Annotated in this window: 25 protein-coding genes and 1 pseudogene; 12 read left to right on the top strand and 14 right to left on the bottom strand. The window is 71.1% G+C overall.

What is annotated here, in order from left to right:
• Nucleotide 1 precedes the first annotated feature (1 nt).
• On the bottom strand, nucleotides 2-856 hold the full coding sequence (purU, locus tag ABGA98_RS41230; RefSeq protein WP_347623924.1) for a formyltetrahydrofolate deformylase: 855 nt from the start codon (nucleotides 854-856) through the stop codon (nucleotides 2-4).
• Between the two features lie 347 nt (nucleotides 857-1,203).
• Here purU and ABGA98_RS41225 point away from each other — a divergent pair, with 347 nt between their 5' ends.
• The 4 genes from ABGA98_RS41225 to ABGA98_RS41210 all read left to right on the top strand — a co-directional run bounded on the left by ABGA98_RS41225 (nucleotide 1,204) and on the right by ABGA98_RS41210 (nucleotide 4,110).
• Nucleotides 1,204-2,154, top strand: coding sequence for an inorganic phosphate transporter (locus ABGA98_RS41225; RefSeq protein WP_347623923.1), 951 nt, complete (start codon nucleotides 1,204-1,206; stop codon nucleotides 2,152-2,154).
• 26 nt (nucleotides 2,155-2,180) lie between these two features.
• Nucleotides 2,181-2,837: a DUF47 family protein gene (locus ABGA98_RS41220; RefSeq protein ID WP_347623922.1), complete on the top strand. Its 657-nt coding sequence runs from the start codon at nucleotides 2,181-2,183 to the stop codon at nucleotides 2,835-2,837.
• 81 nt (nucleotides 2,838-2,918) lie between these two features.
• Nucleotides 2,919-3,683 (top strand): YbgA family protein, encoded by a 765-nt coding sequence (locus tag ABGA98_RS41215; RefSeq protein ID WP_347623921.1) that lies wholly within the window; start codon nucleotides 2,919-2,921, stop codon nucleotides 3,681-3,683.
• A complete protein-coding gene (locus ABGA98_RS41210) occupies nucleotides 3,655-4,110 on the top strand; it encodes an NUDIX domain-containing protein (RefSeq protein ID WP_347623920.1) in 456 nt (151 codons plus the stop codon). Before ABGA98_RS41215 ends, ABGA98_RS41210 begins: the two co-directional genes overlap by 29 nt.
• On the opposite strand, the gene ABGA98_RS41205 is transcribed toward ABGA98_RS41210, so the two are convergent.
• Genes ABGA98_RS41205 through ABGA98_RS41195 form a run of 3 tightly spaced genes read right to left on the bottom strand, consistent with a single transcriptional unit; the run spans nucleotide 4,091 to nucleotide 6,262 of the window.
• Complete coding sequence (locus ABGA98_RS41205) at nucleotides 4,091-4,834, bottom strand: MBL fold metallo-hydrolase (protein WP_347623919.1); 744 nt, start codon at nucleotides 4,832-4,834, stop codon at nucleotides 4,091-4,093. The genes ABGA98_RS41210 and ABGA98_RS41205 overlap by 20 nt on opposite strands.
• Nucleotides 4,831-5,619, bottom strand: coding sequence for a hypothetical protein (locus tag ABGA98_RS41200; protein ID WP_347623918.1), 789 nt, complete (start codon nucleotides 5,617-5,619; stop codon nucleotides 4,831-4,833). The genes ABGA98_RS41205 and ABGA98_RS41200 overlap by 4 nt, the downstream gene beginning before the upstream one ends.
• A 16-nt stretch (nucleotides 5,620-5,635) precedes the next feature.
• On the bottom strand, nucleotides 5,636-6,262 hold the full coding sequence (locus tag ABGA98_RS41195; RefSeq protein WP_347623917.1) for a helix-turn-helix domain-containing protein: 627 nt from the start codon (nucleotides 6,260-6,262) through the stop codon (nucleotides 5,636-5,638).
• Between the two features lie 78 nt (nucleotides 6,263-6,340).
• Here ABGA98_RS41195 and ABGA98_RS41190 point away from each other — a divergent pair, with 78 nt between their 5' ends.
• On the top strand, nucleotides 6,341-7,267 hold the full coding sequence (locus ABGA98_RS41190; protein WP_347623916.1) for a zinc-binding dehydrogenase: 927 nt from the start codon (nucleotides 6,341-6,343) through the stop codon (nucleotides 7,265-7,267).
• A gap of 23 nt (nucleotides 7,268-7,290) precedes the next feature.
• Here the strand turns inward: ABGA98_RS41190 and ABGA98_RS41185 are convergent, their stop codons facing one another.
• From ABGA98_RS41185 to ABGA98_RS41165, 5 genes are all read right to left on the bottom strand, one after another.
• The gene (locus ABGA98_RS41185) at nucleotides 7,291-7,743 is read right to left on the bottom strand and encodes a hypothetical protein (RefSeq protein ID WP_347623915.1); all 453 of its coding nucleotides are present in this window, start codon (nucleotides 7,741-7,743) and stop codon (nucleotides 7,291-7,293) included.
• Between the two features lie 15 nt (nucleotides 7,744-7,758).
• Nucleotides 7,759-9,390, bottom strand: coding sequence for a tetratricopeptide repeat protein (locus ABGA98_RS41180; protein WP_347623914.1), 1,632 nt, complete (start codon nucleotides 9,388-9,390; stop codon nucleotides 7,759-7,761).
• Between the two features lie 275 nt (nucleotides 9,391-9,665).
• The gene (locus ABGA98_RS41175; protein WP_347623913.1) at nucleotides 9,666-10,886 is read right to left on the bottom strand and encodes a DMT family transporter; all 1,221 of its coding nucleotides are present in this window, start codon (nucleotides 10,884-10,886) and stop codon (nucleotides 9,666-9,668) included.
• Nucleotides 10,887-11,249: 363 nt separating this feature from the next.
• Nucleotides 11,250-11,738 carry a GNAT family N-acetyltransferase gene (locus ABGA98_RS41170; protein ID WP_347623912.1) on the bottom strand — a complete coding sequence of 163 codons (489 nt, stop codon included), beginning with the start codon at nucleotides 11,736-11,738 and terminating at the stop codon, nucleotides 11,250-11,252.
• Nucleotides 11,735-13,294: an XRE family transcriptional regulator gene (locus ABGA98_RS41165; RefSeq protein ID WP_347623911.1), complete on the bottom strand. Its 1,560-nt coding sequence runs from the start codon at nucleotides 13,292-13,294 to the stop codon at nucleotides 11,735-11,737. Before ABGA98_RS41165 ends, ABGA98_RS41170 begins: the two co-directional genes overlap by 4 nt.
• Nucleotides 13,295-13,567: 273 nt before the next feature.
• On the opposite strand from ABGA98_RS41165, the gene ABGA98_RS41160 reads away from it, so the two are divergent.
• From ABGA98_RS41160 to ABGA98_RS41145, 4 genes and pseudogenes are all read left to right on the top strand, one after another.
• Entirely contained in the window at nucleotides 13,568-13,852 is a 285-nt protein-coding gene (locus tag ABGA98_RS41160; protein WP_132604302.1) for a hypothetical protein, read from the top strand.
• A gap of 560 nt (nucleotides 13,853-14,412) precedes the next feature.
• Complete coding sequence (locus ABGA98_RS41155) at nucleotides 14,413-15,273, top strand: mechanosensitive ion channel family protein (protein WP_347623910.1); 861 nt, start codon at nucleotides 14,413-14,415, stop codon at nucleotides 15,271-15,273.
• 43 nt (nucleotides 15,274-15,316) lie between these two features.
• A pseudogene (locus ABGA98_RS41150) lies at nucleotides 15,317-15,691 on the top strand (globin); the annotation flags it as partial.
• 24 nt (nucleotides 15,692-15,715) lie between these two features.
• Complete coding sequence (locus ABGA98_RS41145; RefSeq protein ID WP_347623909.1) at nucleotides 15,716-17,224, top strand: glycoside hydrolase family 13 protein; 1,509 nt, start codon at nucleotides 15,716-15,718, stop codon at nucleotides 17,222-17,224.
• On the opposite strand, the gene ABGA98_RS41140 is transcribed toward ABGA98_RS41145, so the two are convergent.
• From ABGA98_RS41140 to ABGA98_RS41130, 3 genes are read right to left on the bottom strand one after another with little or no spacing between them, the layout of a single operon-like run.
• Complete coding sequence (locus tag ABGA98_RS41140) at nucleotides 17,219-18,382, bottom strand: MFS transporter (RefSeq protein WP_347623908.1); 1,164 nt, start codon at nucleotides 18,380-18,382, stop codon at nucleotides 17,219-17,221. The genes ABGA98_RS41145 and ABGA98_RS41140 overlap by 6 nt on opposite strands.
• Complete coding sequence (locus tag ABGA98_RS41135) at nucleotides 18,379-18,807, bottom strand: thioesterase family protein (protein WP_347623907.1); 429 nt, start codon at nucleotides 18,805-18,807, stop codon at nucleotides 18,379-18,381. The genes ABGA98_RS41140 and ABGA98_RS41135 overlap by 4 nt, the downstream gene beginning before the upstream one ends.
• Nucleotides 18,808-18,821: 14 nt before the next feature.
• Entirely contained in the window at nucleotides 18,822-20,201 is a 1,380-nt protein-coding gene (locus ABGA98_RS41130) for an MFS transporter (protein ID WP_347623906.1), read from the bottom strand.
• Between the two features lie 116 nt (nucleotides 20,202-20,317).
• Here ABGA98_RS41130 and ABGA98_RS41125 point away from each other — a divergent pair, with 116 nt between their 5' ends.
• On the top strand, nucleotides 20,318-21,217 hold the full coding sequence (locus tag ABGA98_RS41125; RefSeq protein WP_347623905.1) for an SDR family oxidoreductase: 900 nt from the start codon (nucleotides 20,318-20,320) through the stop codon (nucleotides 21,215-21,217).
• A gap of 1 nt (nucleotide 21,218) precedes the next feature.
• Complete coding sequence (locus ABGA98_RS41120; protein ID WP_347623904.1) at nucleotides 21,219-22,043, top strand: MaoC/PaaZ C-terminal domain-containing protein; 825 nt, start codon at nucleotides 21,219-21,221, stop codon at nucleotides 22,041-22,043.
• Here ABGA98_RS41120 and ABGA98_RS41115 read toward each other — a convergent pair.
• Nucleotides 22,030-22,641 carry a helix-turn-helix domain-containing protein gene (locus ABGA98_RS41115; protein WP_347623903.1) on the bottom strand — a complete coding sequence of 204 codons (612 nt, stop codon included), beginning with the start codon at nucleotides 22,639-22,641 and terminating at the stop codon, nucleotides 22,030-22,032. The genes ABGA98_RS41120 and ABGA98_RS41115 overlap by 14 nt on opposite strands.
• Before the next feature lie 108 nt (nucleotides 22,642-22,749).
• On the opposite strand from ABGA98_RS41115, the gene ABGA98_RS41110 reads away from it, so the two are divergent.
• Nucleotides 22,750-23,904 carry an acyl-CoA dehydrogenase family protein gene (locus tag ABGA98_RS41110; RefSeq protein ID WP_347623902.1) on the top strand — a complete coding sequence of 385 codons (1,155 nt, stop codon included), beginning with the start codon at nucleotides 22,750-22,752 and terminating at the stop codon, nucleotides 23,902-23,904.
• 113 nt (nucleotides 23,905-24,017) lie between these two features.
• On the opposite strand, the gene ABGA98_RS41105 is transcribed toward ABGA98_RS41110, so the two are convergent.
• Nucleotides 24,018-24,617, bottom strand: a complete 600-nt coding sequence (locus ABGA98_RS41105; RefSeq protein ID WP_347623901.1) for an XRE family transcriptional regulator — start codon at nucleotides 24,615-24,617, stop codon at nucleotides 24,018-24,020.
• Nucleotides 24,618-24,683: the final 66 nt, after the last annotated feature.

Genomic DNA, 24,683 nt, shown 5'->3' with positions numbered 1-24,683 from the left:
CTCAGCGGGGGAAGACGACCGTCTTGTGCCCGTCGAGCAGCACGCGCTGCTCGGCGTGCCACGTGACGGCCCTGGCCAGCGCCACGCACTCCACGTCACGCCCGATGGCCGCGAGGTCCTCGGGCGAGTGGCTGTGGTTGACCCTGGCCACCTCCTGCTCGATGATCGGCCCCTCGTCGAGGTCGGAGGTCACGTAGTGGGCGGTCGCGCCGATCAGCTTGACCCCGCGGTCGTGCGCCTGGCGATAGGGCCTGGCACCCTTGAACGACGGCAGGAACGAGTGGTGGATGTTGATGGCCCGGCCCGCGAGCTTCTCGCAGAGCTCCTCCGACAACACCTGCATATAGCGGGCCAGCACCACCAAATCGACCTGATAGTGCTCGACCAGCGCCAGCACCTCGGCCTCCTGCCTGGCCTTGGTCTCGGGTGTGATCGGCAGGTGGTGATAGTCGATGCCGTGCGCCTGGGTGAGCGGGCGCAGGTCGGGATGGTTGGAGGCCACCGCGACGATCTCGATGTCGAGCGACTTGGCCCGCACCCGGTAGAGCAGGTCGTTCAGGCAGTGGTCGAACTTGCTGACCATGATCAGCACCCGAGGCCTTCTCGCCACGTCGCGCAGCCTGAACTCCATGCCGAAGTCGGGCGCGAGCGCGGCGAAGGCGCTGGTGATCTCGTCCTCCCCCAGCAGGCCCGCGAACTGCACGCGCATGAAGAACCGCTGGGCGGCCCTGTCTCCGAACTGCTGGCTCTCGATGATGGTGCAGCCGCGCCCGGCCAGCAGCCCGGAGACGGCGGCCACGACACCGGGCCGGTCGGGACACGACAACGTCAGGATGTATTCGGCGGGATCGGTCATGCTTCACTCTCGCGGGCGTGGGGTCGGCGGGCGCCTTGCGGTCGGTGCAGGCAGCGTACAACCGTGGTGGCCACGTCCGAGAGTACCTGCCACCAATGTGCGGTCGGGGGCGGCGAAGTGTCCGGCCACAGGCGGTTGAGCAGGGGTTGACCCCATAACCTTCAGCCGGGCGAACACCCTGACAACTGGATCTTCATCCATCTTCCACACGAACGCGGGTAGTTCGTGGTCATCAAGGAAAGACTGTATCCGGGGGTCACAGGGCAGTCGTCTTTCCGCCATGAGTGCCGTGAGTGGATCGAGGTGGCCCCGCCCGGGCAGGGCGGGCCGGGATGGAGCGCTTGCCGTTGGACGCCGTCGTGCTGATCGTGGTCGCCGGTCTGTTCGCCCTCGTTTCCGGGGTCAACGACGGCGGCGCCGTCCTCGCGACGGGCCTCAAACTGCCCACGGTGCGCCCCGCGACCGGTGTTCTCGTGCTGGTGCTGATGGTGGCGCTGGTTCCGCTGGTCACGCACCAGGTCGCGCTCACGTTCGTGACCAGGCTGGCCACCTTCGACGAGCCGGGCGGGCGGCTCGCGATGACGTCCGCGGTGGTCTCGGCGCTCATCGTGGTGACCGTGCTCAGCGCGAAAGGCCGGCCGACCAGCCTCACGCTCGCCGTCGTGGGCGGTCTCACCGGCGCGGGGCTGGGCTGGGGGCTGCCGGTCTCGGCCGGGTCGGTGGGCCTGGTGCTGGCGTTCGGGCTGGCGGCTCCCTTCGTGGGAGGCCTGCTGGCCTGGGTGCTCATCCGGGTCCTGGTCTCGGTGACCACGGCGCGCGCGCTGCCGCGCTGGCACTGGGCGGGCTTCCTGCTCCAGACCCTCGCGTACGCGGCCAACGACGGCCAGAAGATGCTGGCCGTGTTCATGATCGCGCTGGGCTTCTCGGACGCGCCGCCGGCGTACACGTCGCTGGTGGCCGTCCTGTTCGGCCTCGGCACCCTGTACGGCCTGCCCAAGGCGGGCCGCACGCTCGGCCGCGAGATCATCGCCTCCCGGCCCCCGCACGGAGTCGTGGCCGAGCTGGCCGCCGGCACGGCGGTGATCGCCTCCGCGGGCGTCGGCATGCCGGTGAGCATGACCCAGTCCATCGCCGGCGGGCTCATCGGCGCGGGCGTCGCGCAGGGCGGCGGCCGGGTCCGCTGGTACGCCGCCGTCAAGATCGTTGTGGCCTGGCTGCTGACCCTGCCGGCGAGCGGGCTGCTCGGCTGGGCACTGGCGTCGATGGTGAAGGGGATCGCGAGCGTGGAACTGTCATGAAGGGGAGGACGAGCGGTGGAGCGCCGTTGCGCATCGAAGGCGGCCGGGTCGTGAAGCGGCTGCGGCGGATCCGCGACCTCATGACCGGCCGTATGGACAGCGCGCTCACGGAGGCGCTGCTCGGGCAGCTGGAAGCCACCAAGGAGGGCGCTTGGCTGGCCATGGCCATGATCGGCGGTGAGGTGGGCAGGACGGGCGCGCATGAGCAGATGCGCGCGATCGAGCACCTCGGAGACGAGGAACGGGCCCGGCTCGTCGACGAGCTCAAGACGGCCCTGGTCACGCCCATCGACCGCGAGGACCTGTTCAGGCTGTCGCGCTCGATCGACGACGTGCTCGACTCGCTGCGGGACTTCGTGCGCGAGTCCCATCTCTACCGGGTGCCCGACCAGATCCGCTTCACCCCCCTGCTCGACCAGGTCATCGTCGGCATCGACGCCCTGGAGAACGCCGTCCGCGACCTCGCCTCCCGGCCCTCCGCGGTGGTGCAGGACGCGCTGGAGGCGAAGAAGGCGGGCGGGGCCATCCGCCGGATGTACCAGTACGAGATCTCGCGGATCTTCTCGGGGGAGCTCACCGCGGACGCGATGAAGCAGCGCGAGCTGGTGCGCCGCCTGGAGATCGTGGGCGTGTCCATCGGCGACGCCGCCGACGCGATCGCCGACGGCGCGATGAAGCGCTGAAGCGCCGCCCTTGGCGAAGACCGGCATTGATCTTCCCGTGGTTGGTTGCCCGGCCCGGCGCCGCCGGGCTCCACTGTGAACATGCCCACCGTACGGCCTCGCGTGGCGGTCGACCGTCTTCCGGCGGACGACCTCCCCCTCGCCGGCGTGCTCGGACCGTACGTCGAGTGGGTGCCCAGCCGGACGGCCGGGGAGATCGGCGTGGACGGCCGCGTTGCCGACAGTGGCGGCTCGGGCGGCGGCTCGGGCGGCGGCTCGGGCGGCGGCTCGGGCGGCGGCTCGGGCGGCGGCTCGGGCGGCGGCGAGGCGCTGCCGCTGCTCGTGGCCGGCGACGACGCGCGGGCGCTGGCGGGCTTCGCGGAGCGGATCTTCGCGCACGCCAGGCTGCGTACGCTGCTGGGTGGCGACTGGGGGCCGCGCGACCTGATCGAGTTCCACACCCGGCACAAGATGCAGGTGCTCGCCCACGACCCCGCGCGATACCGCCAGGCCGGGCGCGTGGTGGCCGGGGCAGGCGCCCGCCCGCTCGGCGAGGTGGCCGGCGAGTACGCCGAAGTGTTCCGGCGGGCACTCACCACCCCCGCCACGGTCGGCAAGAACGTCAACGTGCTGCAGCACTGCCTCGGCATGCTCGGCCTCGACCCGGCCAGGCGGGACGAGGCGCTGGCCGCCATCGACGCCTACCAGGCGGGCCGGGCGCCGTTGAGCCACCCCGCGACGCTGCTGCACCGGCGGGCCACCGGTTATGTGCGCGACCAGACGTATTTCGCGCCCTACCCCGACGGCCTGCGGGACGCCCTGGGTAGTCTCTTGCCGGATGAGCACCCCGCAGGAGAGCGTGAGTGACCGCCCGGCGGCGCGCGTCGTCTGTCTCGACCGTGACGGCCGGGTGCTGCTCATGCACTGGTACGACCCGGTCGGCCGGGTGGACGTCTGGGAGCCGCCGGGCGGCGGCATCGACCCCGGTGAGACGGCGCTGGAGGCGGCCAGGCGCGAGCTGACCGAGGAGACCGGGCTGCCGGGCTCGGCCGTGTCCGGCAGATGCGTCGAGGTCGGGCGCGACTTCTCGTGGCTCGGAGTCCGGTACGTGAAGACGGAGCCGTTCTTCCTGGCGGTGTTCGACGAGGCCCGTCCCGAGGTGGCCCCCAAGGGGCTGACGGAGGAGGAGCGCCACGTCTTCCGCGGCTACGCCTGGGCCGAGGAGTTGCCCGAGGAGATCGAGCCTCCCCTGCTGGCCGAGGTCGTGGCGGCGCTCACGGCAGATCCACGGTGACGCCCGCGGACGCGACCTCGAGCGGGCCGTCGTACGACGTGGCGGCCGCCTCCAGTGCGGGCTCGGGCGGGGTGTCCGGCCACAGGTGGGTGAGCAGCAGCCGGGCCGCGCCGGCCGACGCCGCGGTGCGGCCCGCGTCGAGGGCGCTGGACAGGTAAGGCGCATCCTCATCCGGCACCCGTTCCGGATATGTCGCCTCTGCCACGAGCAGGTCCGCGTCCTTCGCCAACGCCACCAGGGAGCCGGACGGTCCCGTGTCACCCGTGTAAGCGATCACCCGGCCGCCGCCGCTCAGTCGCAGCCCCGCGTTGGGCACGTGGTGCGGCAGGTCGAAGGGGTCGAGACGGAACGGCCCGAGCTCCTGCGGAAGGCCGGGCGCCAGCTCGTGCACCACGAAACTGCCGGCCAGCATGCGCCGGCCGTCCAGCGCCAGAACGGCGTCGAGCGCGCCCGGCGGAGCGTGGACGGGCAGCGGGGGAACGGGCCGCCCGGCGAGCGCGCGGGCGCGCAGCAGCGGGTTGAGGTCGGCGCAGTGGTCGGGGTGGCCGTGCGTGATCAGCACCGCGTCGACCTCGCCGGCCTGCCGGCGCTCCAGCAGCCTGGGCAGCGTGGCGTAGCCGGGGTCGACGTAGATCAGAAAGCCCTCCTCCTCGACGACGTACCCGCTGCACGCCTGACCCGCCGCCGGCCAGGCGCCGCATCCGCCGAGAACCGTGAACCTCACGCGTCGCCACCCGGCGAGTGGCCCAGCTCCGCCAGCGTCGCCGCCAGCAACCCGCGCAGCTGCGCGCCGGCCACCTTCTCGTGCTCGGCTTCCACGGACAGGCCCTGGTTGACCTGCTCCTGGTAGACCGCGCGTTCGCGCGGATCGGTGTAGGGCAGCGCGGTCAGTGCCACGGCCACGGTGGTGCGCGTGCCGCCCCTGGGCAGGACGGTCACGGCGTGCGTGCGCAGGCAGGTCTCGTCGGGGGCGCCGTACCAGCCGCACTTGACCGCGGCCTCCGGCGAGCGCGTCGCCTCGCGTGCTCCGAACGTCTGCGCCCCCTCCACCTGCCGCATCCACTCCATGACGGTCGCGGCGGCCGGATCGCCGGCCGCCCCGGCCTGGGCGAGGACCGCGTACGCGGTCGCGACCTCGTCGGCGGCGACCTCGACCGAGCCGAACCTGGACGGGTCCCCGTTCGGCGGCGACCAGGCCACACCCGTGCGCCGGCGGATGTCGTCGAGGATGACGCCGGGACCGACGGCCAGCCACAGGTTGAGCGTGTCGGTGTTGGACGAGATGACCACGGCGGGCTCGGCGTGGCGGCGCCACCGCTCGGCGTCGGTGACGCGGCCCGCGCTCACCCACGCGTACAGGGGCTTGAGCAGGGAGGCGCAGCGCAGGCGCGCCATGCCCGACCGGATGTTCACCTGGCGGGCGGGCGGCCCGCCGTAGCCGCGTCTGATGCCCGCGGCCTGGACACTGGCGCTGACATCGAGGTCACGGAGCAACTCGTTGAACGACACGCACCCCACCGTAGACCTACGGCGCGCTCCCCCATCGACCTTCGTACCACTCGACGCTCGGCGGGTCTCCTGGCAGCTCGGTGGCGCCGGGCGCGCGCAGGCCGTCGAGCGCGATGGCCAGCAGGCGGTCCCTGACCTTGCGATGCCCGTCGTCGGGCGGGTCTGGAGCCGGGCGGCTGAACTGCTCCATGAGCAGCGATATGTCCAGCGCCGTCACGTCGCTCCTGAGCACGCCCGCCTCGTGCGCCCTGGCGACGAGCCGGCCGGCGGTCTCCTCCGCCAGCCTGGCCACCCGCCACATCTCGGCGGTCACCTCGATGGTGCCCGCGATCGGGGCCAGCGCGCCGGAACGGAACTCCACGCACGTGCGTACGTACAGGACCAGGCCGTCCCACGGGTCGGTCTCGGCCAGCCCGTCCTGCGCGGCCGCCACGGCCCGCTCCATGGCGATCAGGCACAGGCGCTGGAGCAACTCCTCCTTGGTGCGGTAGCGGCGGTAGAGGCTGCCCATCCCCAAGCCCGCCTGCTTGGCGATGGCCGACACCGGTGCGTCGAACCCCTGCGTCGTGAACACCTCGTGCGCCGCCCGCAACAGGCGCAGATCGTTGCGCGCCGCCTCGGCCTGCCGGCCGCGTCTGCTCATGGCGTCCAGAATATTCCGGAGCGACCTACTCCGGTACACTAGTCGGAGCGAATCGCTCCGATTAAGGGAGGTTGTGGCATGCGCGCAGTGGTGGTGCGGCAGTGCGGAGGGCCGGAGGCACTGGTCCTGGAGGAGATGCCCGATCCGGTCGCCGGGCCCGGGCAGGTGCTGATCAAAGTCATGGTGGCGGGCATCACGTTCGTGGAGACGCAGGTGCGGGGCGGACGCGGGCCGCGGCCGGCCGAGCTGCCCGCGATCCTGGGCAACGGCGTGGCGGGCACCGTGCAGGCAACCGGCGAGGGCGTCGACCCCGCGCTGGCCGGCACGCGGGTGGTGAGCACGCTCGGCGGTTACGGAGGTTACGCGGAGCTGGCGGTGGCCGGAGCCGGCGACCTCATCCCCATCCCGGAGAGCCTGTCGCCCGAGGCGGCGGTGGCGCTGCTCGCCGACGGGCGCACCGCGGTGGGCCTGGCGCGCGCCGCGGCGCCCCGGCCCGGCGAGTGGGTGCTGGTGGAGGCCGCGGGCGGTGGCGTGGGGAGCCTGCTCGTGCAGCTCGCCCGCGACGCCGGAGCCCGCGTCGTCGGCGCCGCGAGCAGCGCCGCCAAGCGCGACCTCGCGGCCGGCCTGGGGGCCGAGCTGACCGTCGACTACACCGACCCAGGCTGGACGGAGCTGGTCCGCGCGGCCACCGGCGGGCTGGACGTGGTCTTCGACGGCGTCGGCGGCGAGACCGGCGCGGCCGCGCAGGAACTGCTCAAGGACGGGGGCAGGATCAGCGTGTACGGCATGGCGGGCGGCCCGATGACGAAGCCCGACCCCCGCGTGACGGCGGTCGCCTGGCCCGCGACGGACATGCGCGAGCTGGCCCGGCAGGCGCTCACGCTGGCCGCCGCCGGGCGCCTGCGGCCCATCATCGGTGCGACGTTCCCCCTGGAGTCGGCCGCCGCGGCGCACGCCGCCATCGAGGCGCGCGGAGTAACCGGCAAGACCCTGCTCCGCATCTGACCGCCACGCGGCCGCGCGACGGGTCAGGCGCCGGACCGCACCACCGCCACGGCCAGCGCGACGGGAACGAGCGCGACCACCGCCAGCACGGCGGCCACCCGCCACCGCCGCGCCACCCCCCTCTCCGTCACGAAGGCCCCCACGGCCCCCGCCCCGCCGAAGGCCAGCGCGGCCGCCAGGACGTGCGCGAACGACGACGTCCACGACGGCAGTGACTCTCCGGCCAGCCGGAAGGCCACCAGCACCCCGGCCGCCGCCAGCGCCACCCGACGCCCGGGCCGCACGCCGACCCGCTCCAGCGCGCGGGCCGACCAGGCGAGCAGGCCCAGCGAGATCAGGACGACGACCCCGATGGCCGGCGCCAGGCATCCCCAGTCGTCGCAGCCCACACCCGCCCACGCCAGGCGCACGGTGGCCCACCACAACACCCCGAGCGCGGCGCACACCGCGGCAGCCCGGCCCACACGCCCCGTCATGAGCCCATCGTCCCATCAGGACGGCAGGACGGCCCGGCGCTCGTCCGCCTCCGCTTCGGTGTCGCGCCCCAGAGCCCGCAGGGCGACGGCCCGGTTGGCGTACAGGTCGGGTTGCGGCTGGAGCTCGATGGCCCGCGACAGGTCCTCGGCCGCGCCCTCCACGTCTCCGGCGGTGAAGCGCAGCACCCCCCGGTTGCCCCAGGCGGCCGCCAGCCGGGGAGCCCGCTCGACGGCCAGGTCCAGCACCACCCTGGCCTCGGCGAGCCGCCCTGCCGCCGTTTCCAGCTGGCCCAGCACCGTGAGCAGGTGCGGGTTGCCCGGCGCCAGCGCGAGCCCGGCCTCGACGTCTCCCCTGGCCTCGTCGTCGCGGCCGGAGGCGGCCAGCAGCCCGGCCCTGTTGATGTAGGCGTCCACGTACGCGGGGTCGAGCTCGATCACCCGGCCCAGGTCGGCCAGCGCCCCCTCGACGTCGCCCCGCACGGTACGCAGCTCGGCCCGGTTGTAGTGCGCCTCGGGCAGCGGCGGGCCGGCCCGCATGGCCTGCTCGAAGTCGGCCAGCGCCTCCTCGTGCCGGCCGAGCCCGAACAGCAGGTTCCCCCGCTCCAGGTAGTGGTCGGGGAAGGCCGGGTCCACCGCGATCGCGGCGGCGTAGTCCTCCAGCGCCTCCTTGGTACGCCCGAGCGAGGCCAGCAGCTGGGCCCGGTTGGCCAGGAGCACCATCCGGTGCAGCGGGTGCCGCTCCCTCAGCTCGCCCGCCAGCTCGATGGCCGACTCGACCAGCGACAGCGCGGTGTGGAGCCGGCCGTGCCGCAGCTCGATCAGTGCCAGGCCGTTGCGGTCGAAGCCGAGCTTGAACGCCCGCTCCAGGGGGTCGGGCAGAAGCGTGGAGATGGCGATCGCCTCGTTGACCCACTTCCTGGCCCTGACCAGGTCGCGGCGGGCGGGGTCGCGGTGGCGGGCGTCGAGCATGGCGGTGCCGTAGGCGCCGGCGGCGTGCATCGCCGGATCCTGGCTGACCTCGCGCACCCGCTCCCACACCGCGAGGGCGTCGGCGGCGCGGTCGAGCCCGGCCAGCGCGGTCGCCGTACGCTGGGCGAAGTGCCACCAGAGCGCGCTGCCCGGCTCGGTGCGGGACATGCCGAGCTCGCCCAGCTCGGTGACGGCGTGCAGGAAACCCTCCCGCACGCACCGGTCCACGACGTCCCGCAGCTCGTCGGCGTCGCGGTCGTCGGGCGGCTGCGGCGGCCCGCCGGAGAACACCGTGATCTCCAGCAGGGCGGGCGAGATCCGCCGCATCATGACCTCGAGCAGCTCGACGTCCGTGGCATCGGCCTCGGCGGCGTTGCTCACCACGAGCGCCCGCCCGGGAGGCACGGCGGCGCGGAAGAACTCCGTGAGCCCGTTGGCCAGCCGCAGCGTGCGCCGGGGCGCGGGCACGAGGATACGTTCCTCCTCGGACAGCTCCGCGTCGATCGTCACTCGCACGGCCGGCACGATCCCGGCCAGCTCGGGCGCGGCCGCCCTGATCTCGATGTCGTACGCCGCCACGAGGTCGCTGGAGCGTTCCAGAGCGGACGGCACCAGGTGCCGCAACAGCGCGGCGGCGACGGTGTACGGGCCACGCGGCCGCCGGTGCCCGTCGATCATCGGCATCAGCAGTCGCGCGAGCCCTGCCCGGACATATGGTTCGCCCGGAACCTTGTGGTGGGACCTCGCCCCGGTCACCCCTTGTGAATGACGCTGGAGGTCCCCGCGAGTCTCACGGTGCCAGACTTGCGGACGATGATGCGCTTCATGATGCACCTCTCCACTCGGGGATAATCCCCCATTATTAGGGCACCCCACCGAATATCAAGGTTCAGGCAGAATAAGTGGTGGATTAACGGATAAAAAGCACTTGCCTTTTGATTGGTATGTGTAACCTATTGGGAGCGAAACCAGCGGTGCAATCCTGTGGCACGCGTCCGTTCCGACTGCTCCATCAAGTCGCACAGGCACTTGCCGAGCAGCGTGACCGACTGGCAGCAGCCGGGCCTGGGCAGGTTGCGCGCCCTGACGATGAGGGTGGCCCGCTCGATCAGCCGCTCCAGGCTCGGTTCGCCCCCGCCCTTGAGCGAGCGGGTGTGCCAGGGACACGACGCGACGTCCTCACAGGCGGTCTTGGCGATGATCGGCGACGGGGCGCCGTCCAGCCGCAGTGGATCGGCCCGTTTGATCCTCAGGTCGGCGAGCCTTCTGGCGGCGACTCTGGTCGCGTCCGCGAGGAGATCGCGATGGCCACGCCCGCGACGCAGGGCGGCGGACCTGCCCGGCAGCGCGAGCAACATCGCCCCGGCCATCAACGCGCCCCCGACGACCATGCTCAGGCCCATCGCCTCGTCGAACCAGATCACGGCGATCGCGGCCACCCAGACGGGTTGCGACGACATGAGGATCGCGCTGGGCACGGCGGGCACGTGCGCCTGGCCGTACGAGCGGGCCAGGAAGCCCAGCGCGCACGAGACCACCGACAGATGCGCCAGGACCGACCAGTCGTGCGGGCCGGCGGGCAGCACGATCCCGTCGCGCACGGCGTATCCGCCCGTGAGCAGCCCGATGGTGAGCAACTGGATCACGGTCAGCGCGTACGCGTGGAAACCCACCCCGCGGTTGGACAGCTGCGCGAGCAGGAGCGTGTGGCCGGAGTAGAGGGCGGCGGCGGCCAGCGTGACGCCGAGCGCGAGCACCGAGACCTCGTGCTCCTCCATCTCCTGCAGCAGCGTGAACACCGTCATGCCGGCCAGCGCGAGCACGACCCCGGCCCAGATGCGCCGCGGCACCCTCGTCTTGTGCAGGATGAGCGCCAGGATCGGCGTGATCACCACGCTGCAGCCCACGGCGAACCCGGACACCGCCGACGGCAGCCCGTGCAGGGCGACCGCCTGCCCGACCTGCCCGACCCCGAACATGACCCCGAGGATGATTCCGTAGACCCACGTCACCCGTGGAAGGCCCCCGAGGCAGCCGGGCCTGATGGCGAGCAGCGTCAGCGCCGCGAGGACGTAACGCTCAGCGAGCAGATCCTCGACCGGTATACGGCCGATGAGATCCTTCATCAGCGGGAAGGCCGACCCCCAGGCGGCGCTGACGAACAACAGAAGCACAGCTCCCAGGAGGGGGCGGGGAGCGGGCAAGACTGCCATGCCCAAAAGCATCTCACTACTATTCGCAGCCGCAGGTGTACAGTCAGCAGCCGGTGAGGGTCCTCTACAACTCGGTGTTAAGAGCCTCACCCGCGGGTTCGTACTTCCTTATCCGCGACAGCGGGAGCCGGTCGTCGCCGACAGAATCGTCGGTCTGATCATCCGCAAATCGTCCGCTTCACGAGACTGCCGTACGTCACTCTGCGTGACGAGGTGAGCCGGCGGAAAAGACACACCGGAAGCGCCGGAAGTGCGGGGAAGGTCACCCAAGGAGGGGTACGGCCCCGGAGGGGGATGGGTGGGGCCGCCGGACGAGCGGGGGTGCTAGCGGTCGAGGGGCACGCCCGTGGTGAGCAGTTTCTCGACGTTGACCACGACGAGCGCGCCCACCTGGTGCCGGGAGAGCTCGCGCCACCCCTGGCGCGCGTAGAGCGCCAGAGCGGCCTCCTGGTTGAGCGTGGTGTCGCCTCGGACGCGCTCGAAGCCGAGCTCCACGGCTCGCTGCTGCAGGGTGACGAGCATGGCCTCACCGAAGCCACGCCGCTGGACATCGGGATGGACACGCAGCCGGCAGATCTCGGCCGTGTACGTGTCGACGGGTTTCAGCCCGCCCATGGCCATCACCCGGGAGTCGATCTCGCCGACGAGGAAGTCGCCGCCGCAGGCCAGATAGATCTCCTGGATGCGGGGGAAATCGTCGTCGTAGTAGACGCCGTCGCCGGGCACCAGGCCCACCTGCGCCAGGCAGATCTGGTGGAGGGTGAGGACGGTGTCGAGATCGGACCACCGATAGCGCCGGATCTTCAGTTTCATGCGCCCCCTTTCAGCTGGGCTCGCGATCGCCGCAACTCGGCGCGGTAGCCCTCGAGCCCTGGGGCGTTGGCGTCGCGGGACGCGATCGCCTGCTCGAGCGCCAGCGCCGGCCGCACGATGAAGTCGGTGAGATATTCGTCGCTCACCAGGCGCAGCGCCTTGGTGCCGATCGCCAGTGCGGCTTCGACGTCGCCGTCGATCAGCCGGCACTGGGCCTGGTCGAGCCTGATCAGCGTCTGGTCGAGGATGTGGTCCTGGTATTTGGTGAGCGCCTGGCCGAGCACCACCTCCGCCTCGATCGTCTGACCGAGCTTGGTGAGCACGTCGCCCTGGTAGAAGTAGAGCTGCTTCTCGGTGTAGCCGAAGGCGACGTCCTCCTGGTCCTCGCTCTTCAGGTGGGAGAAGGCGCTGCGCGCCCTCGTTAGCGCGCGTTTGGCCTGGTCGACGACCTCTTTCTTGCTGTCGGCCCCCGACATCATGGCCAGTGCCCTGGCCTCGACGACCGGCGCCATGGCCTGCGCGGCGCACGGCATCGAGCCAGCCAGGTCGCGGCTCTTCTTGGCGAGGGTGAGCGCCTCGCGGGCGTCGCCGAAATAGAGGGGAACGAGCGACTCGCGAGCGGTGATCCAGGCGCGCAACGCGCGGTCGCCGGTCTCGTCGGCCGCGGTGCGCCCGGTACGGAAGAACGAGCGGGCCAGACGGTGGTCGCCGAGGTTGATCATGATCATGCCGCTCAGCCCGGACAGCTGGGCGGCCATCCTGCACAATCGTTCCTGCAGGTCGATGGGCTGGCGGCGGGACATCGCCGTACGGACCGCGCTCAGCTCCAGCAGCACGTCGCACAGCAGTCTCAGGGGGGCCGTGGTCGTGTACTGGCGGCCGAAGCTGAGCGTCGCCTCTTCCCACTGGTCGAGCATCGCGGCGGACACCGTGGCCGAGACGAGGGTTTCGTCCATGCGCCGCCTGATGCCCTCGCACGCTCCGAGCATGACCCCGTCGAGGGCTGTGTTGAGGTTCGTGTCGGTGTGGAGCAGATTTAACATCGTGCGCCGGAGGATGTTCTCGTCCTCCTGCGCCTCAGGCTCGGTGACCATGGGCTGGATGTTGAGCTCACGCTCCGTCGGCAGCAGCGGCGGCGGGTCCTTGGACTCGGAGCCGCCGAGTGCCCCCGCCGCCCGGTGCGCGTGGCCGTGGCCGCAGATGCAGGGCCCGTCGTAGCCGAGGGCGGCGGGCTCGACGCGGTAGACCGTGCACAAGTAGTGGAGGTATTCGGGCCCCGGGCGTTTCAGCCCGCTCTCGTACGCCGAGAGCAGGGTCTCGCCGATGCCCGGCGTCGGCTTGGAGTCGCGCTCGAACAGGGCCCTGACCTGCTCGATGACATCGGCCAAGGCGATCCCGTAGGACAACCGGTGCGCCTTGATGCGGGTCGTGCTGAACTGCGACGCGCAAGCCTCGTGGATCTCATCCGCGATCTGGGCCGACGTGCGCCCGGCGGCCAGGCCCTTGGCCCTGATCCGCCGGGCGATCTCGGTTTCCCTGTGCTGTCTGCCGGACATCCCGGCCCCTTCCAAACACGTCTCGACCGGTCCGCAACTGGTGACTCAGCGTAGCTCTCAGATCGCTGTGCGCCTACCCATGACTATGAACCAGAGACGACAGGTTTGAAAACGCCTTCCGCCGACCTACGGTTAAGGATCGTCCTCCCCGGGGCTGTTTCTTCCCCCCTTCGGGAGAAGAGCAACTGCCTGTAGCCGCTCAAGCTCGTTGCGTTCACCGTTGACATGAGACATCTTTGGCCCACCAGCGGCGATTGGTAGGGAGGACTAACGGTGGGGGACGACGACTTCGAGCACCTGGAGCGACTCGTATCCGAACTGGGCGCTCACGGGTTGCTCGCACGAGTGGTCCAGAGCCAGAGCGGTCGCAGGTTCGTACGGGTCATCAACCCGAACGCGACCAGCCTGTCCGAGAACGTCACCTGCAGGCCGGCCACTGTGTCCGATATGCCGGATTGGTGGTATTGCTGGTCCTGGGGCGAACGGATGCACACGGCCGACGACCCGGCCGGTGCCGCGACGAAAGTCGCCCGCGTGCTGGCCGCCGTGGCGGAATGATCGACGCGGTGGGCCGGGTGGAGCGCAGCCACCACGGCGCACCGCATCCACGGCGGCATCACAGGGCCGGCGGAGTGACCGGTGCGGAGGGTCCCGCACCTGTGGGGTCCTGGCCACTCCGCCGGTTCTGACCTCACATCTGACTGCGGCCGGTACGGCCCGCACGCCGTACCCGCGAAGCCACCCTCCCGGTCCGCCGGGCGGGTGTTGGGGGGGATCCCTCCCGGAACCGGTACGGGACATGCTTCCGGGTGCCTGTCCCTTGCCGAGCCGTCCGTCATCGGAGCGTCGCTCTCTCCCTCCGCGGCCCAGAGAGCCGACGACCCCGTCTTCCCCGGCGTGATGTGACGGCGGGCGGTTCGGTCGGCGGTATTTTGGATCGCAACGGTCCAAAGAGCCCGACTGAACCGCTTCTGGAGGGGGATCCACCTTTGTTACTGCTGGTGACGCCGTCGCCACCGCCCGCCTCACCATCGAGCGGGCTGCCGGATCCGGAGAAGGTCGTCCAGGACATGGCCGGGATCTGTACCAAGGATCCTGTTTGCTCTACCCTCGTCGGGATGTTCGACAATGCGGTATGGGCCCCCATGGCGGCCAGCGCGATCGTCATCGTGCTGATCATCATGCTGGCGATCGTGCTCCGGAAGATCGCACACCGGATGATCACGAGGGTGGTCCTCCGCGCGGCCGCGAAGAGCTCCATCGCCAGCCGCTTCCGCAAGGGCGCCGCCACCGACAGCATCGACGCGCTGCTCCGCGAACGCAGGAAGCAGCGGGCCGAGACCATGGGCTCGGTGCTCAAGCACGTCGCCTCGATCGTCATCCTGGGCACCGCGGTGCTGACCGTGCTCGACCGGCTGACGATCCCGATCGCTCCCCTGCTGACGAGCGTCGGCATTCTCGGCGTGGCCATCGGCTTCGGCGCGCAGGAACTGGTGAAAGACTTCATCGCCGGCATGTTCATGCTGCTCGAAGACCAGTACGGCGTGGGTGACGTGATCGACGTGGGCTCCGCGGTCGGCACGGTCGAGGCCGTCACCCTGCGCATCACGCGGCTGCGCGACGCCGACGGGCGCGTCTGGTACGTCCGCAACGGCACGATCACCAGGGTCGGCAACGAGTCGCAGGGCTGGTCGCGGGCCTACGTCGACGTGCCGGTGGCCTACGACGCCGACATCGTCAGCGTACGGGTGCTGCTCGAGCACCTGGCCGAGGAGGTCTGGGCCGACCCCGAGCTGCGCGAGACCAAGATCGTGGAGCAGCCGCAGGTGTTCGGCGTGGAGCAGCTCTCCGACAGCTCGGTGGTGTTCCGCATCACCGTGAAGACGCTGCCCAACGAGCAGGCCGAGGTGGCCAGGGAGATGCGCATCAGGGTCAAAGCGGCCCTCGACGACGCGGGCATCACCATGGTCGCGGTGTGAGCGCGATGCACCACCACACGAGGCACACCCTAGGCTGGTGAGCGTGACTGAGACCTCCTTCTACGACGCCGTCGGGGGCGAAGAGACCTTCCGGCGCCTCGTTCAGCGCTTCTACGAGGGGGTCGCGGACGACCCGGTGCTGCGGCCGCTCTATCCCGAGCCCGACCTGACGGGCGCGGAAGATCGGCTGCGGGGCTTCCTGATCCAATACTGGGGCGGCCCCAAGACCTACAGCGAGCAGCGCGGGCACCCCCGCCTGCGCATGCGCCACATGCCGTTCGTGATCGGCGAGACCGAGCGCGACGCCTGGCTGCGGCACATGCGCGACGCGGTCGATTCGCTCGACCTGCCGGAGGAGCTGGAGACCCGGCTCTGGGACTATCTGGTCTACGCGGCCCACAGCCTGGTGAACTCACCCACGTAACGGGGCATGACACGCCACATGGATATCCCCTGGTGGCGTGATGCCGTCGTCTACGAGATCTACGTTCGCAGCTTCGCCGACGCCTCGGGTGACGGCGTCGGCGATCTGGCCGGAGTGCGCGAGCGCCTGCCCTACCTGCGCGATCTGGGGGTGGACGCCATCTGGCTGACGCCGTTCTACCCCTCGCCCATGGCCGACGGCGGCTATGACGTCGCCGACTACCGCGGCGTCGACCCGCTGTTCGGCACGCTGTCCGACTTCGACGCGCTGGTCGCGGGCGCGCACGACCACGGGCTGCGGGTGGTCGTGGACATCGTGCCCAACCACAGCTCCTCCGCCCACCCCTGGTTCCAGGCGGCGCTGCGCGGCGAGGGCCGCGAGCGCTACCTCTTCCGCGACCGGACCAACAACTGGCAGTCCACCTTCGGCGGGCCCGCCTGGACGCAGGTCGAGGACGGCCAGCACTACCTGCACCTGTTCGCGCCGGAGCAGCCCGACTTCAACTGGCGCAACCCCGAGGTGCACAGGGAGTTCCTCGACATCCTGCGGTTCTGGCTGGACCGCGGGGTCGACGGGTTCCGCATCGACGTGGCGATGGGGCTCTACAAGGCGGAAGGGCTGCCCGACGTCGGCGACCAGTCGTTCAAGGGAACCTCACCGGTGTGGGGCCGGCCCGAGGTGCACGACGTCTACCGCGACTGGCGCAGGGTTCTGGACGGCTATCCGGGCGAGCGCATGGCCGTCGGCGAGGTGTGGACCGACAGCTCCGAGGACCTCGCACTCTACGTGCGGCCCGACGAACTGCACCAGAGCTTCAACTTCGCCTGGTTGCAGGCGCCCTGGTCGGCGGCGGCGTTCCGGAAGGTGATCGACGACACGCTGTCCGCCGTCCCGTTCGCGACGTGGGTGCTGTCCAACCACGACGTCGTACGCCACCGCACCCGGTACGCGCCCGACGACCCCGTCACCGGGCTGGCGCGGGCGAAGGCGGCGGTGCTCACGATGCTGGCGCTGCCCGGCTCGGCCTACCTCTACCAGGGCGAGGAGCTGGGACTGCCCGAGGTGAGCGATCTGCCCGACGCGGCCAGGCAGGACCCGATCTTCTTCCAGTCGAACGGCGAGCTGCCCGGGCGTGACGGGTGCCGGGTGCCGATCCCGTGGACGGTCGATCCGCCCTCCCACGGGTTCGCGCCCGGCGGGGTGCGGCCGTGGTTGCCGCAGCCGGTCACGTTCGCGGAGCTGAGCGTCGAGAAGCAGACAGGGGACGCCGGATCCACGCTCGAGTTCTACCGCAGGGCCCTGGCCTGCCGCCGTGACCTGGCGCGATCCATTCCTTATACGTTGGAGTGGCTTAAGTCTCCCGAAGGAGTGCTTTTCTTCACCCGCGGGCCGCTGATCTGCGCACTCAACTGCGGCCCCCGGCCGGTGCGCCTGCCGGAGCACGACGAGGTGCTGCTGGCGAGCGGGCCGCTGAGGGGCGACCTGCTGCCGCCTGACACGGCCGTGTGGCTGCGCCGCACGTCATAACCGCTCGCCGTCCTCGCCGCGAAAGGGGATGACGGGCAGCGAGAGCAGCGCGCCTCCCAGCCCTGCGGCGAAGGCGGCCCAATAGCCGATGTTCGTGATCAGCACGCCGGCCATCGGCGTGACGACGACGGAGACGACGTTCTGGACGGTGTTGTGGGTGCCGAGCACCCGGCCCGCCCACGTGGGCCCGGCGAGCTCGCCCGCCGTCAGGTAGGCGAGCCCGTTGCCGGCCACGGTCATCACCGCGGCCACCGCGAGCGCGGCGGGCCCGAGCCAGGTGCCCGAGAGCGTACCGGTCACCAGCAGCGCCATCACGCCCAGATTGCAGACCGTGATCAGGAGCAGGGGCCGCATGCGCAGGCCGACCCTGTCGGACCAGCGGCCGGCCGCGATGCGCACCCCGGCCCCGGCGATCGCCGCCACGCCGAACAGGCGCCCGGCCGCCACCTCGTCCCATCCGTACAGGCGTACGAGGCAGGTCACGCCGTACGTGCTGACCACGATCTGCGGCAGCACGTGCAGGGCGCTGGTGGCGTGCACCCTCCACAACGCCTGCTGCCGGTACGGCGAGCCCTGCGGCGCCGCGCCTGATCCGGAGATCGCCCGCGGCGGCTCGGCCAGGAAGATCGCCGCCAGCACGGCGGCCAGCAGGCTCGTGCCGGCGCACACGAACAGCACGCCGGCCAGGCCGTGCGCCTGCGCGACGGGCGGCAGCACGAACGCCCCGGCGGCCATGCCGAGGGTGAAGGAGACCTGGCGCAGCCCCATGGCGAGGCCGCGCTCCGGCGGCTCGAACCAGCGCAGCACGATGCGCCCGCCGCCGACCATCGCGGCCGAGCCCCCGGCCCCGGCCAGGGCCAGCAGCCCGATCACCGCCCAGATCTGGCCGGCGAACGCGGCGGCGGCGAACAACACGGCGGCCAGGCCCACGCCCGTGCCCAGGATCACCCGCTCGCCGTGCCGGTCGGCCAGCGCGCCCCAGGCCACGAGCGCCAACAGGACACCCAGGGACGGCGCGTTCGCCATGATCCCCGCCACGGCCAACGGAACGCCGAAATGTCGCTCTATTTCAGGAATGACGAGGGGGAGGCCGAACAGCCCCAGCGTGACGCTCGCGTGGGCGTTGACCCCCAGCGCCAGCATCAGCCAGCGTTTCATGCGGAGAAACGTTTGAGGTACGCCAGTTCGCTCTCCGAGAGCCTGCGCGGGGCGGCCCGCTCGACGTCGTAGGCCGCGAGCACGGACGTGGCGGTGACGTAGACCGCGTCGTCGTCGCGGATCTCGTACGCGAGGGTGAAGCGCACCGGCCTGATCTCCGTCACCCACGTCTCGACGCTCACCGGCTCCGCGCGGAAGCCGAGCGGGCGGCGGTAGTCGATCTCGTGCCGGGTGACCACCAGGCCCTTGAACGGCTCGTCACCCGCGTTGTGCGGATCGATGTGGAACATGCCGAAACGGGCGTCCTCCAGGTAGTCGAGGAAGCGCACGTTGTTCACGTGCCCCTGGGAGTCGACGTCGGCGAATCTCACCGTTCGGGGGTAGCGGTGGCGCTGGGCCGCAGTGCGTTCAACCACGTCAGTCACCGTACCTGCCCCGGTCAGGAGGATCTGCGGCGGGCCAGGCAGGCGAGCACGGTCAGCACGGAGACGGTGGCCATGGCGGCGAGCGCCCAGCGGTAGCCGGTCACGAGCTGCTCGACCGCGCCGCCGTGCAGGTGGGAGAGCGTGCCCGCGAACACCTGCTCGTGCAGCGCGGCGGGAAGCGGCGCGGTGATGATCGACAGGACGAGGCCGGTGCCCACCACGTTCCCCGTGTTCTGCAGCATGAGCCGCATGGCGTTGACGATGCCGAGCCGCGCCGAGGGCAGGCCGTCCAGGATGGCGGTGGTGTTGGAGGGCATGAACACGCCCGAGCCGAGCCCGATCAGCACCAGCCCCGCCGCCACCGCCGCGTACGGCATGGTCGAGGACATCACCACCAGCATGACCACCAGCCCGCACGTGGTCACCGAGGCCCCGGCCACGGCCAGGGTGCGGGCGCTCATCAGGCGCTGCAGGAAGCCCGAGACCACCGACGCGGTCATCGCCGCGACGGCCAGCGGCAGCACCTTCAGCCCCGCCTGTACGGGATCGTCGCCGCGCACCGCCTGGAAGTAGAGGGCGACGAGGAACACCATGCCCATACGCGCGACGGCGTTGAGGAACGACGCGAGCGTGCCGAAGGAGAAGGCCCGGTCGCGGAACAGGCCCAGGTCAACGACCGGATGCGCGGCCCGCCGCTCCCTGACCAGGAACAACGGCAGCCCCACGGCGAAGCATGCGAGCCCGGCTATCACCACAGGGTGCCCCCAGCCGAGCCGGGTGAACTCCGACAGCGCCAGCAGCAGCCCGCCCAGGGTGACCAGCACGAGCACGCTCCCGGGCAGGTCGAGCCCGCGGTCGCGGCGGTCGGGGACGGTCCTGCGCAACACGAGCGCGCCCCACACCAGGCAGATCACCCCGATCGGCACGTTGAACCAGAACACCCAGCGCCAGCCGAGACCGTCGGCCAGCACCCCGCCCAGCGTCGGCCCGATCAGCCCGGCGATCGAGAACGAGGCCACGTAGACCCCCATGCCCTCCCCCAGCCGCTCGCGCGGGAACGCGTCGCTGACCAGGGCGGCACTGTTGGTGAGCAGCATGGCCGCCCCCGCCGCCTGGACCACCCGCATGGCCACGATGACCCACGCGTTCGGCGCCAGGCCCGCCAGCAGCGCGGCCACCGTGTACGTGGCCAGCCCGAGCAGGTACAGACGGCGCCGGCCGAACAGATCCGCCAGCCGCCCGAACACCACCATGAGCACGGTCGTGGTCAACTGGAAGCCGAGGAGGATCCAGCCCGCGGCCGTCGCGTCGGCGCCGGTGTGCCTGGCGATCTCGGGCAGGGCGACGTTCATCGCGCTGCCGCCGAGACCGGTCAGCACGCTCGCCAGGCTCACGACCGATAATGTCCGCCACGCATGGCCTAAGGGGGTCGCAGCCGGCAAGGGCCTGTCCTTTCTAGATTTACATACTAGAATCTTATTTCGTCAGCCAGTGAGGAGCGAGGTGTCGGATGGGCGGGATCGTCGAAGGCCGCGTGGTGATCGTCACAGGTGCGGCCAGGGGCATCGGGCGCGGGCACGCGCTCGAGTTCGCCAGGCAAGGAGCGAAGGTGGTGGTCAACGACCTGGGCGCCGCGGTCGACGGCACCGGCTCGTCCGGAGCGGCCGCCGAGGTGGTGGCGGAGATCGAGGCCATGGGAGGCCAGGCCGTCGTCAACGGCGAGGACGTCTCCGACTTCGACGGCGCCGAGCGGCTGATCCGCTCGGCCGTCGACCACTTCGGCGGCCTCGACGTGCTGGTCAACAACGCGGGCATCCTGCGGGACCGGATGCTCGTCAACATGACGGCCGAGGAATGGGACGCGGTGATCAGGGTGCACCTCCGGGGCACCTTCGCGCCGCTGCGCCATGCCGCCGCCTATTGGAGGGCCAAGGCGAAGTCGGGCGAACACGTGGATGCCCGGATCATCAACACCACCTCGTCCTCCGGCATCTACGGTAACCCGGGGCAGGGCAACTACGGCGCCGCCAAGGCGGGCATCGCGGGCCTCACCGTCATCGCGGCCAAGGAGCTGGAGCGCTACGGCGTGACCGTGAACGCCGTGGCCCCCGCCGCGCTGACCCGCATGACCGAGAACCTCATGCCCGCCGGCGTCACGGGCGCCGACCCCGACGACATCGCGCCCCTGGTGGTCTGGTTGTCCAGCGCCGAGGCCCGCGGCGTCACCGGCCGGGTGTTCAACGTGCGCGGGGGCGCCATCAGCGTCGCCGAGGGCTGGCACGCGGGGCCGGGCGTCGACAAGGGCTCCCGGTGGGACCCTGCCGAGCTGGGCGGCGTCATCCCCGCCCTGGTCGACAAGGCCGCGCCCAACGCGATGACCAACGGCCGCATCCCCGGACGGGAGGACTGACATGCCGCTCGACCACTCCATCGTCGGTGTCGAGGGCCCCGCCCACGAGCGCACCTGGACCGCCAGGGACACCATGCTGTACGCCCTCGGCGTCGGCGCGGGCACCTCGGAGCTGGAGTTCACCACGGAGAAGGGGCAGCGGGTGCTGCCGACGTTCGCGGTGCTGGCCGCGCAGTTGCCGGGGCGGCGGCTGGGCGACTTCGACCCGGCCCTGCTGGTCCACGCCGAGCAGGGCTTCGAGCTGCACAGGGAGCTGCCTTCCGAGGGCGGCGTGCGGACGACCTCGAAGGTGACCGGCATCTACGACAAGGGCTCGGGCGCGCTCGTGACCTCCGAGGCGCGGGCCGTGGACCTCGACACGGGAGAGCCGGTCGTCTCCAGCCGCAGCGCGGTGTTCATCAGGGGCGAGGGCGGGTTCGGCGGCGACCGTGGGCCGCGCGACGCGTGGGCTCCGCCGGACCGGGCGCCCGACCACAAGGTGACCTATCGGACGCTGCCGGAGCAGGCGCTGCTCTACCGGCTGTCCGGCGACTACAACCCGCTGCACAGCGACCCCGAGTTCGCCGCCAGGGCGGGCTTCGACCGGCCGATCCTCCACGGGCTCTGCACGTACGGCGTGAGCGGGCGGGCGCTGCTGCACGCCGTGGCCGGCTCGGACCCCGGCCGTTTCCGGGCGATGTCGGGGCGCTTCACCAGCCCCGTCTTCCCCGGGGAGTCGCTCACGGTGTCGATCTGGGTGGACGGCGAGGACGTGCACTTCAGGACCGCCAAGGACGACGGCACCGTGGTGATCGACCGGGGCCGCGCCACGATCAGTCGTCGGTGATGTCCTTGAGGGGATCGAGGCGGCGGATCAGCTTCATCGCCGCCTCGATGACCTCCCTGGCCTCCTCCTCCGTGTCGGAGGTGGCGACCTCGCGGGCGGCCTCGCCGATGATGCTGGTCAGCACCGCCACGGTGAACCGGGCGAGCGCGTCGCCGCCGGCCCCGAGCAGGACGGCGTTCTGGCGTACCCACTCCCTGCCTCGTGTACGGCGCAGCAGCTCGAACCCCGGCGGCCCATCGCCGTCGATGAACAGCCTGACCAGGTCGCGCCGCTCCCACGCCCCGTCGAGGTAGGCGCGGGCGCCGGCGATGAGCAGCTCGACCGGGTCGTCGACGCCGGACTTCCTGGCCTTGGCCACGCTGGCGGCCGACGCCTGCTCGTGCGCCGCCTGATGGTCTTCGTAGAGGGCCAGGAAGAGCTCGGTCTTGCCGCCGAAGTGGTGGTAGAGGCTGCCGACGCTGGACCCGGCGCGGGCGACCACCTCGGCGACGTTGGACTCGGCGAAGCCGTGCTCGCTGAAGACCTCGCGAGCCGCCCGCAACATGCTTTTGCGGGTCTGGGCCGTACGGCTCCACTCCCACGAGGACTTGCGTGCCATGCAGGCCATCCTATCGCGCGTAATTCTAGAATTTCATTCTTGACACGGAACCTCATCGGCTAGAACCTCTTCCTAGAGAAATATTCTAGAAATTTCCGGGAGGCGGCCGTGGACTTCTCGCTCACCACCGAGGAACGCCAGATCCGCGACACCGTACGGTCCTTCGTGGAGAAGGAGGTCATGCCGCTGGAGCCCGAGGTCCTGCGCAACGAGCGAGAGGGCCGCCCGGCGCTGGACGCGGACGCCCTTCGCGACCTGCGGGCCAAGGCCAGAAAGTCGGGCTTCTGGGGCATCAACACCCCCGAGGAGTACGGCGGCGCCGCCCTGGGCCCGGTCATGTCCGCGATCATCGCCATGGAGCTCGGCAGGACCTTCGTGCCGTTCTCGTTCGGCGGCAGCGCCGACAACATCCTCTACGCCGGCACGGAGGAGCAGAAACGCCGCTACCTGCTCCCCACCATCGAGGGCGAGCGCCGCTCCTGCTTCGCGATCACCGAGCCGGGAGCGGGCTCCGACGCCCGCAACATCCGCACCCGTGCCGTCAGGGACGGCGCCGAGTGGGTCCTCAACGGCGAGAAGACCTTCATCACGGGCGGCAACGAGGCCGACTTCGTCATGGTGTTCGCCGTGGCCGAGCCGTACGGCGTGACGTGCTTCCTCGTGGACCGGGACATGGGCTGGCGCTCCGAGCCGATCCCCACCATGGGGCAGTGGGGACCGGCCTCGCTGGTGTTCGAGGACGTAAGGGTGCCGGAGGAGAACATCCTGGGCGAGCCGGGCAGAGGCTTCGAGCTGGCCATGGAGTGGATCGGGCAGGGACGCTACATGATCCCGGCCCGGGCCATCGGCTCCGCCGAGCGCATGGTGCAGATGGCCGTCGACTACGCCAAGATCCGCAAGTCCATGGGGCGGGCGATCGCGGAGTACCAGGCCATCCAGTGGATGATCGCCGACTCCCAGGTCGAGATCGAGGCGGCGAAGTGGCTGACGCTGTACGCGGCATGGCGGGTGCGGGAAGGGCTGGACGCGCGGCACGCCTCGTCGATCGCCAAGCTCAACGGGGCCGTGATGGCGAACCAGGTGGTCGACCGGGTGCTGCAGATCCACGGGGGCATGGGGTACACGAAGGAACTGCCGATCGAGCGGTGGTACCGGGAGCTGCGGCTGCTGCGCATCTTCGAGGGGACCGACGAGATCCAGCGGCGCACGATCGCGCGCAACCTGATCAAGGGACACGCGAGGCTCGGCCTGATCGGGGAGTGATCGCGGCCCCTGGGCCGGCCCGGAGCCCGGTCCCACCTACGCTGGAGGGCAGCGGCGTGCAGCCACCGCCGTGCCGGGGCGCTGCGTGACGCGCCCCGGAAGCGGCCTGCCCTTCAGAGCGACGCCTCCTCCCGAGCGCGCGGCCTGGCCCGCATGTGCATGCGCTCCCCCTGACGCCCGAACAGGTTGAGGACCTCCACCGGAGACTCACCCGCGGGACCGAACCAGTGCGGCAGGCGGGTGTCGAACTCCGCGGCCTCACCCGGCCCCATGACCAGGTCGTGACCGGCCACGATGAGCCGTACGCGCCCGGACAGGACGTACATCCACTCGTAGCCCTCATGCGTGCACGGATCGGGCCGGGTCTGCTCGGCCGGGATGATCGACTTCCATGCCTGGAGCGGCCCGGGCTGAGTGGTCAGCGGGATCACCGTACGGCCGTCGCGGACGCGGGGCCTGCAGCGGATCCTCGGGTCGCCCACCTCCGGCGCGCCGACGAGCTCGTCCAGCGGCACCCCATGAGCTTGCGCTATCGGGAGCAGCAGCTCCAGGCTCGGGCGGCGCTGACCCGCCTCCAGCCTCGACAGCGTGCTCTTGGAGATGCCGGTGGCCTCGGCCAGCGCCGACAGCGTCACGCCGCGCCAGGTGCGCACACGTTTGAGGCGGGAGCCGACCTGGGCCAGCGTGGCAGCGATCGCAGATTGTCCGTCCATGTCCCTATCTCACCGCCTTCGTCCCAGAAATGGCAACGCCAGTTGTCGGTTCGGCACTGGCGAACG

The sequence above is a fragment of the Nonomuraea sp. B1E8 genome, assembly GCF_039871515.1.
In the GTDB taxonomy this organism is placed as follows: Bacteria; Actinomycetota; Actinomycetes; order Streptosporangiales; family Streptosporangiaceae; genus Nonomuraea.
The sequence above is the reverse complement of the archived record's forward strand: the minus strand, read 5'-3'. Positions and strand labels throughout refer to the sequence as shown.

Coding starts and splice junctions, on each gene's coding strand:
- purU (WP_347623924.1), bottom strand. CDS start 856: ATGACCGATCCCGCCGAATACATCCTGACGTTGTCGTGTCCCGACCGG.
- ABGA98_RS41215 (WP_347623921.1), top strand. CDS start 2,919: ATGCCCACCGTACGGCCTCGCGTGGCGGTCGACCGTCTTCCGGCGGAC.
- ABGA98_RS41210 (WP_347623920.1), top strand. CDS start 3,655: ATGAGCACCCCGCAGGAGAGCGTGAGTGACCGCCCGGCGGCGCGCGTC.
- ABGA98_RS41195 (WP_347623917.1), bottom strand. CDS start 6,262: ATGAGCAGACGCGGCCGGCAGGCCGAGGCGGCGCGCAACGATCTGCGC.
- ABGA98_RS41190 (WP_347623916.1), top strand. CDS start 6,341: ATGCGCGCAGTGGTGGTGCGGCAGTGCGGAGGGCCGGAGGCACTGGTC.
- ABGA98_RS41185 (WP_347623915.1), bottom strand. CDS start 7,743: ATGACGGGGCGTGTGGGCCGGGCTGCCGCGGTGTGCGCCGCGCTCGGG.
- ABGA98_RS41180 (WP_347623914.1), bottom strand. CDS start 9,390: ATGATCGACGGGCACCGGCGGCCGCGTGGCCCGTACACCGTCGCCGCC.
- ABGA98_RS41170 (WP_347623912.1), bottom strand. CDS start 11,738: ATGAAACTGAAGATCCGGCGCTATCGGTGGTCCGATCTCGACACCGTC.
- ABGA98_RS41165 (WP_347623911.1), bottom strand. CDS start 13,294: ATGTCCGGCAGACAGCACAGGGAAACCGAGATCGCCCGGCGGATCAGG.
- ABGA98_RS41155 (WP_347623910.1), top strand. CDS start 14,413: ATGTTCGACAATGCGGTATGGGCCCCCATGGCGGCCAGCGCGATCGTC.
- ABGA98_RS41145 (WP_347623909.1), top strand. CDS start 15,716: ATGGATATCCCCTGGTGGCGTGATGCCGTCGTCTACGAGATCTACGTT.
- ABGA98_RS41140 (WP_347623908.1), bottom strand. CDS start 18,382: ATGAAACGCTGGCTGATGCTGGCGCTGGGGGTCAACGCCCACGCGAGC.
- ABGA98_RS41125 (WP_347623905.1), top strand. CDS start 20,318: ATGGGCGGGATCGTCGAAGGCCGCGTGGTGATCGTCACAGGTGCGGCC.
- ABGA98_RS41120 (WP_347623904.1), top strand. CDS start 21,219: ATGCCGCTCGACCACTCCATCGTCGGTGTCGAGGGCCCCGCCCACGAG.
- ABGA98_RS41115 (WP_347623903.1), bottom strand. CDS start 22,641: ATGGCACGCAAGTCCTCGTGGGAGTGGAGCCGTACGGCCCAGACCCGC.
- ABGA98_RS41105 (WP_347623901.1), bottom strand. CDS start 24,617: ATGGACGGACAATCTGCGATCGCTGCCACGCTGGCCCAGGTCGGCTCC.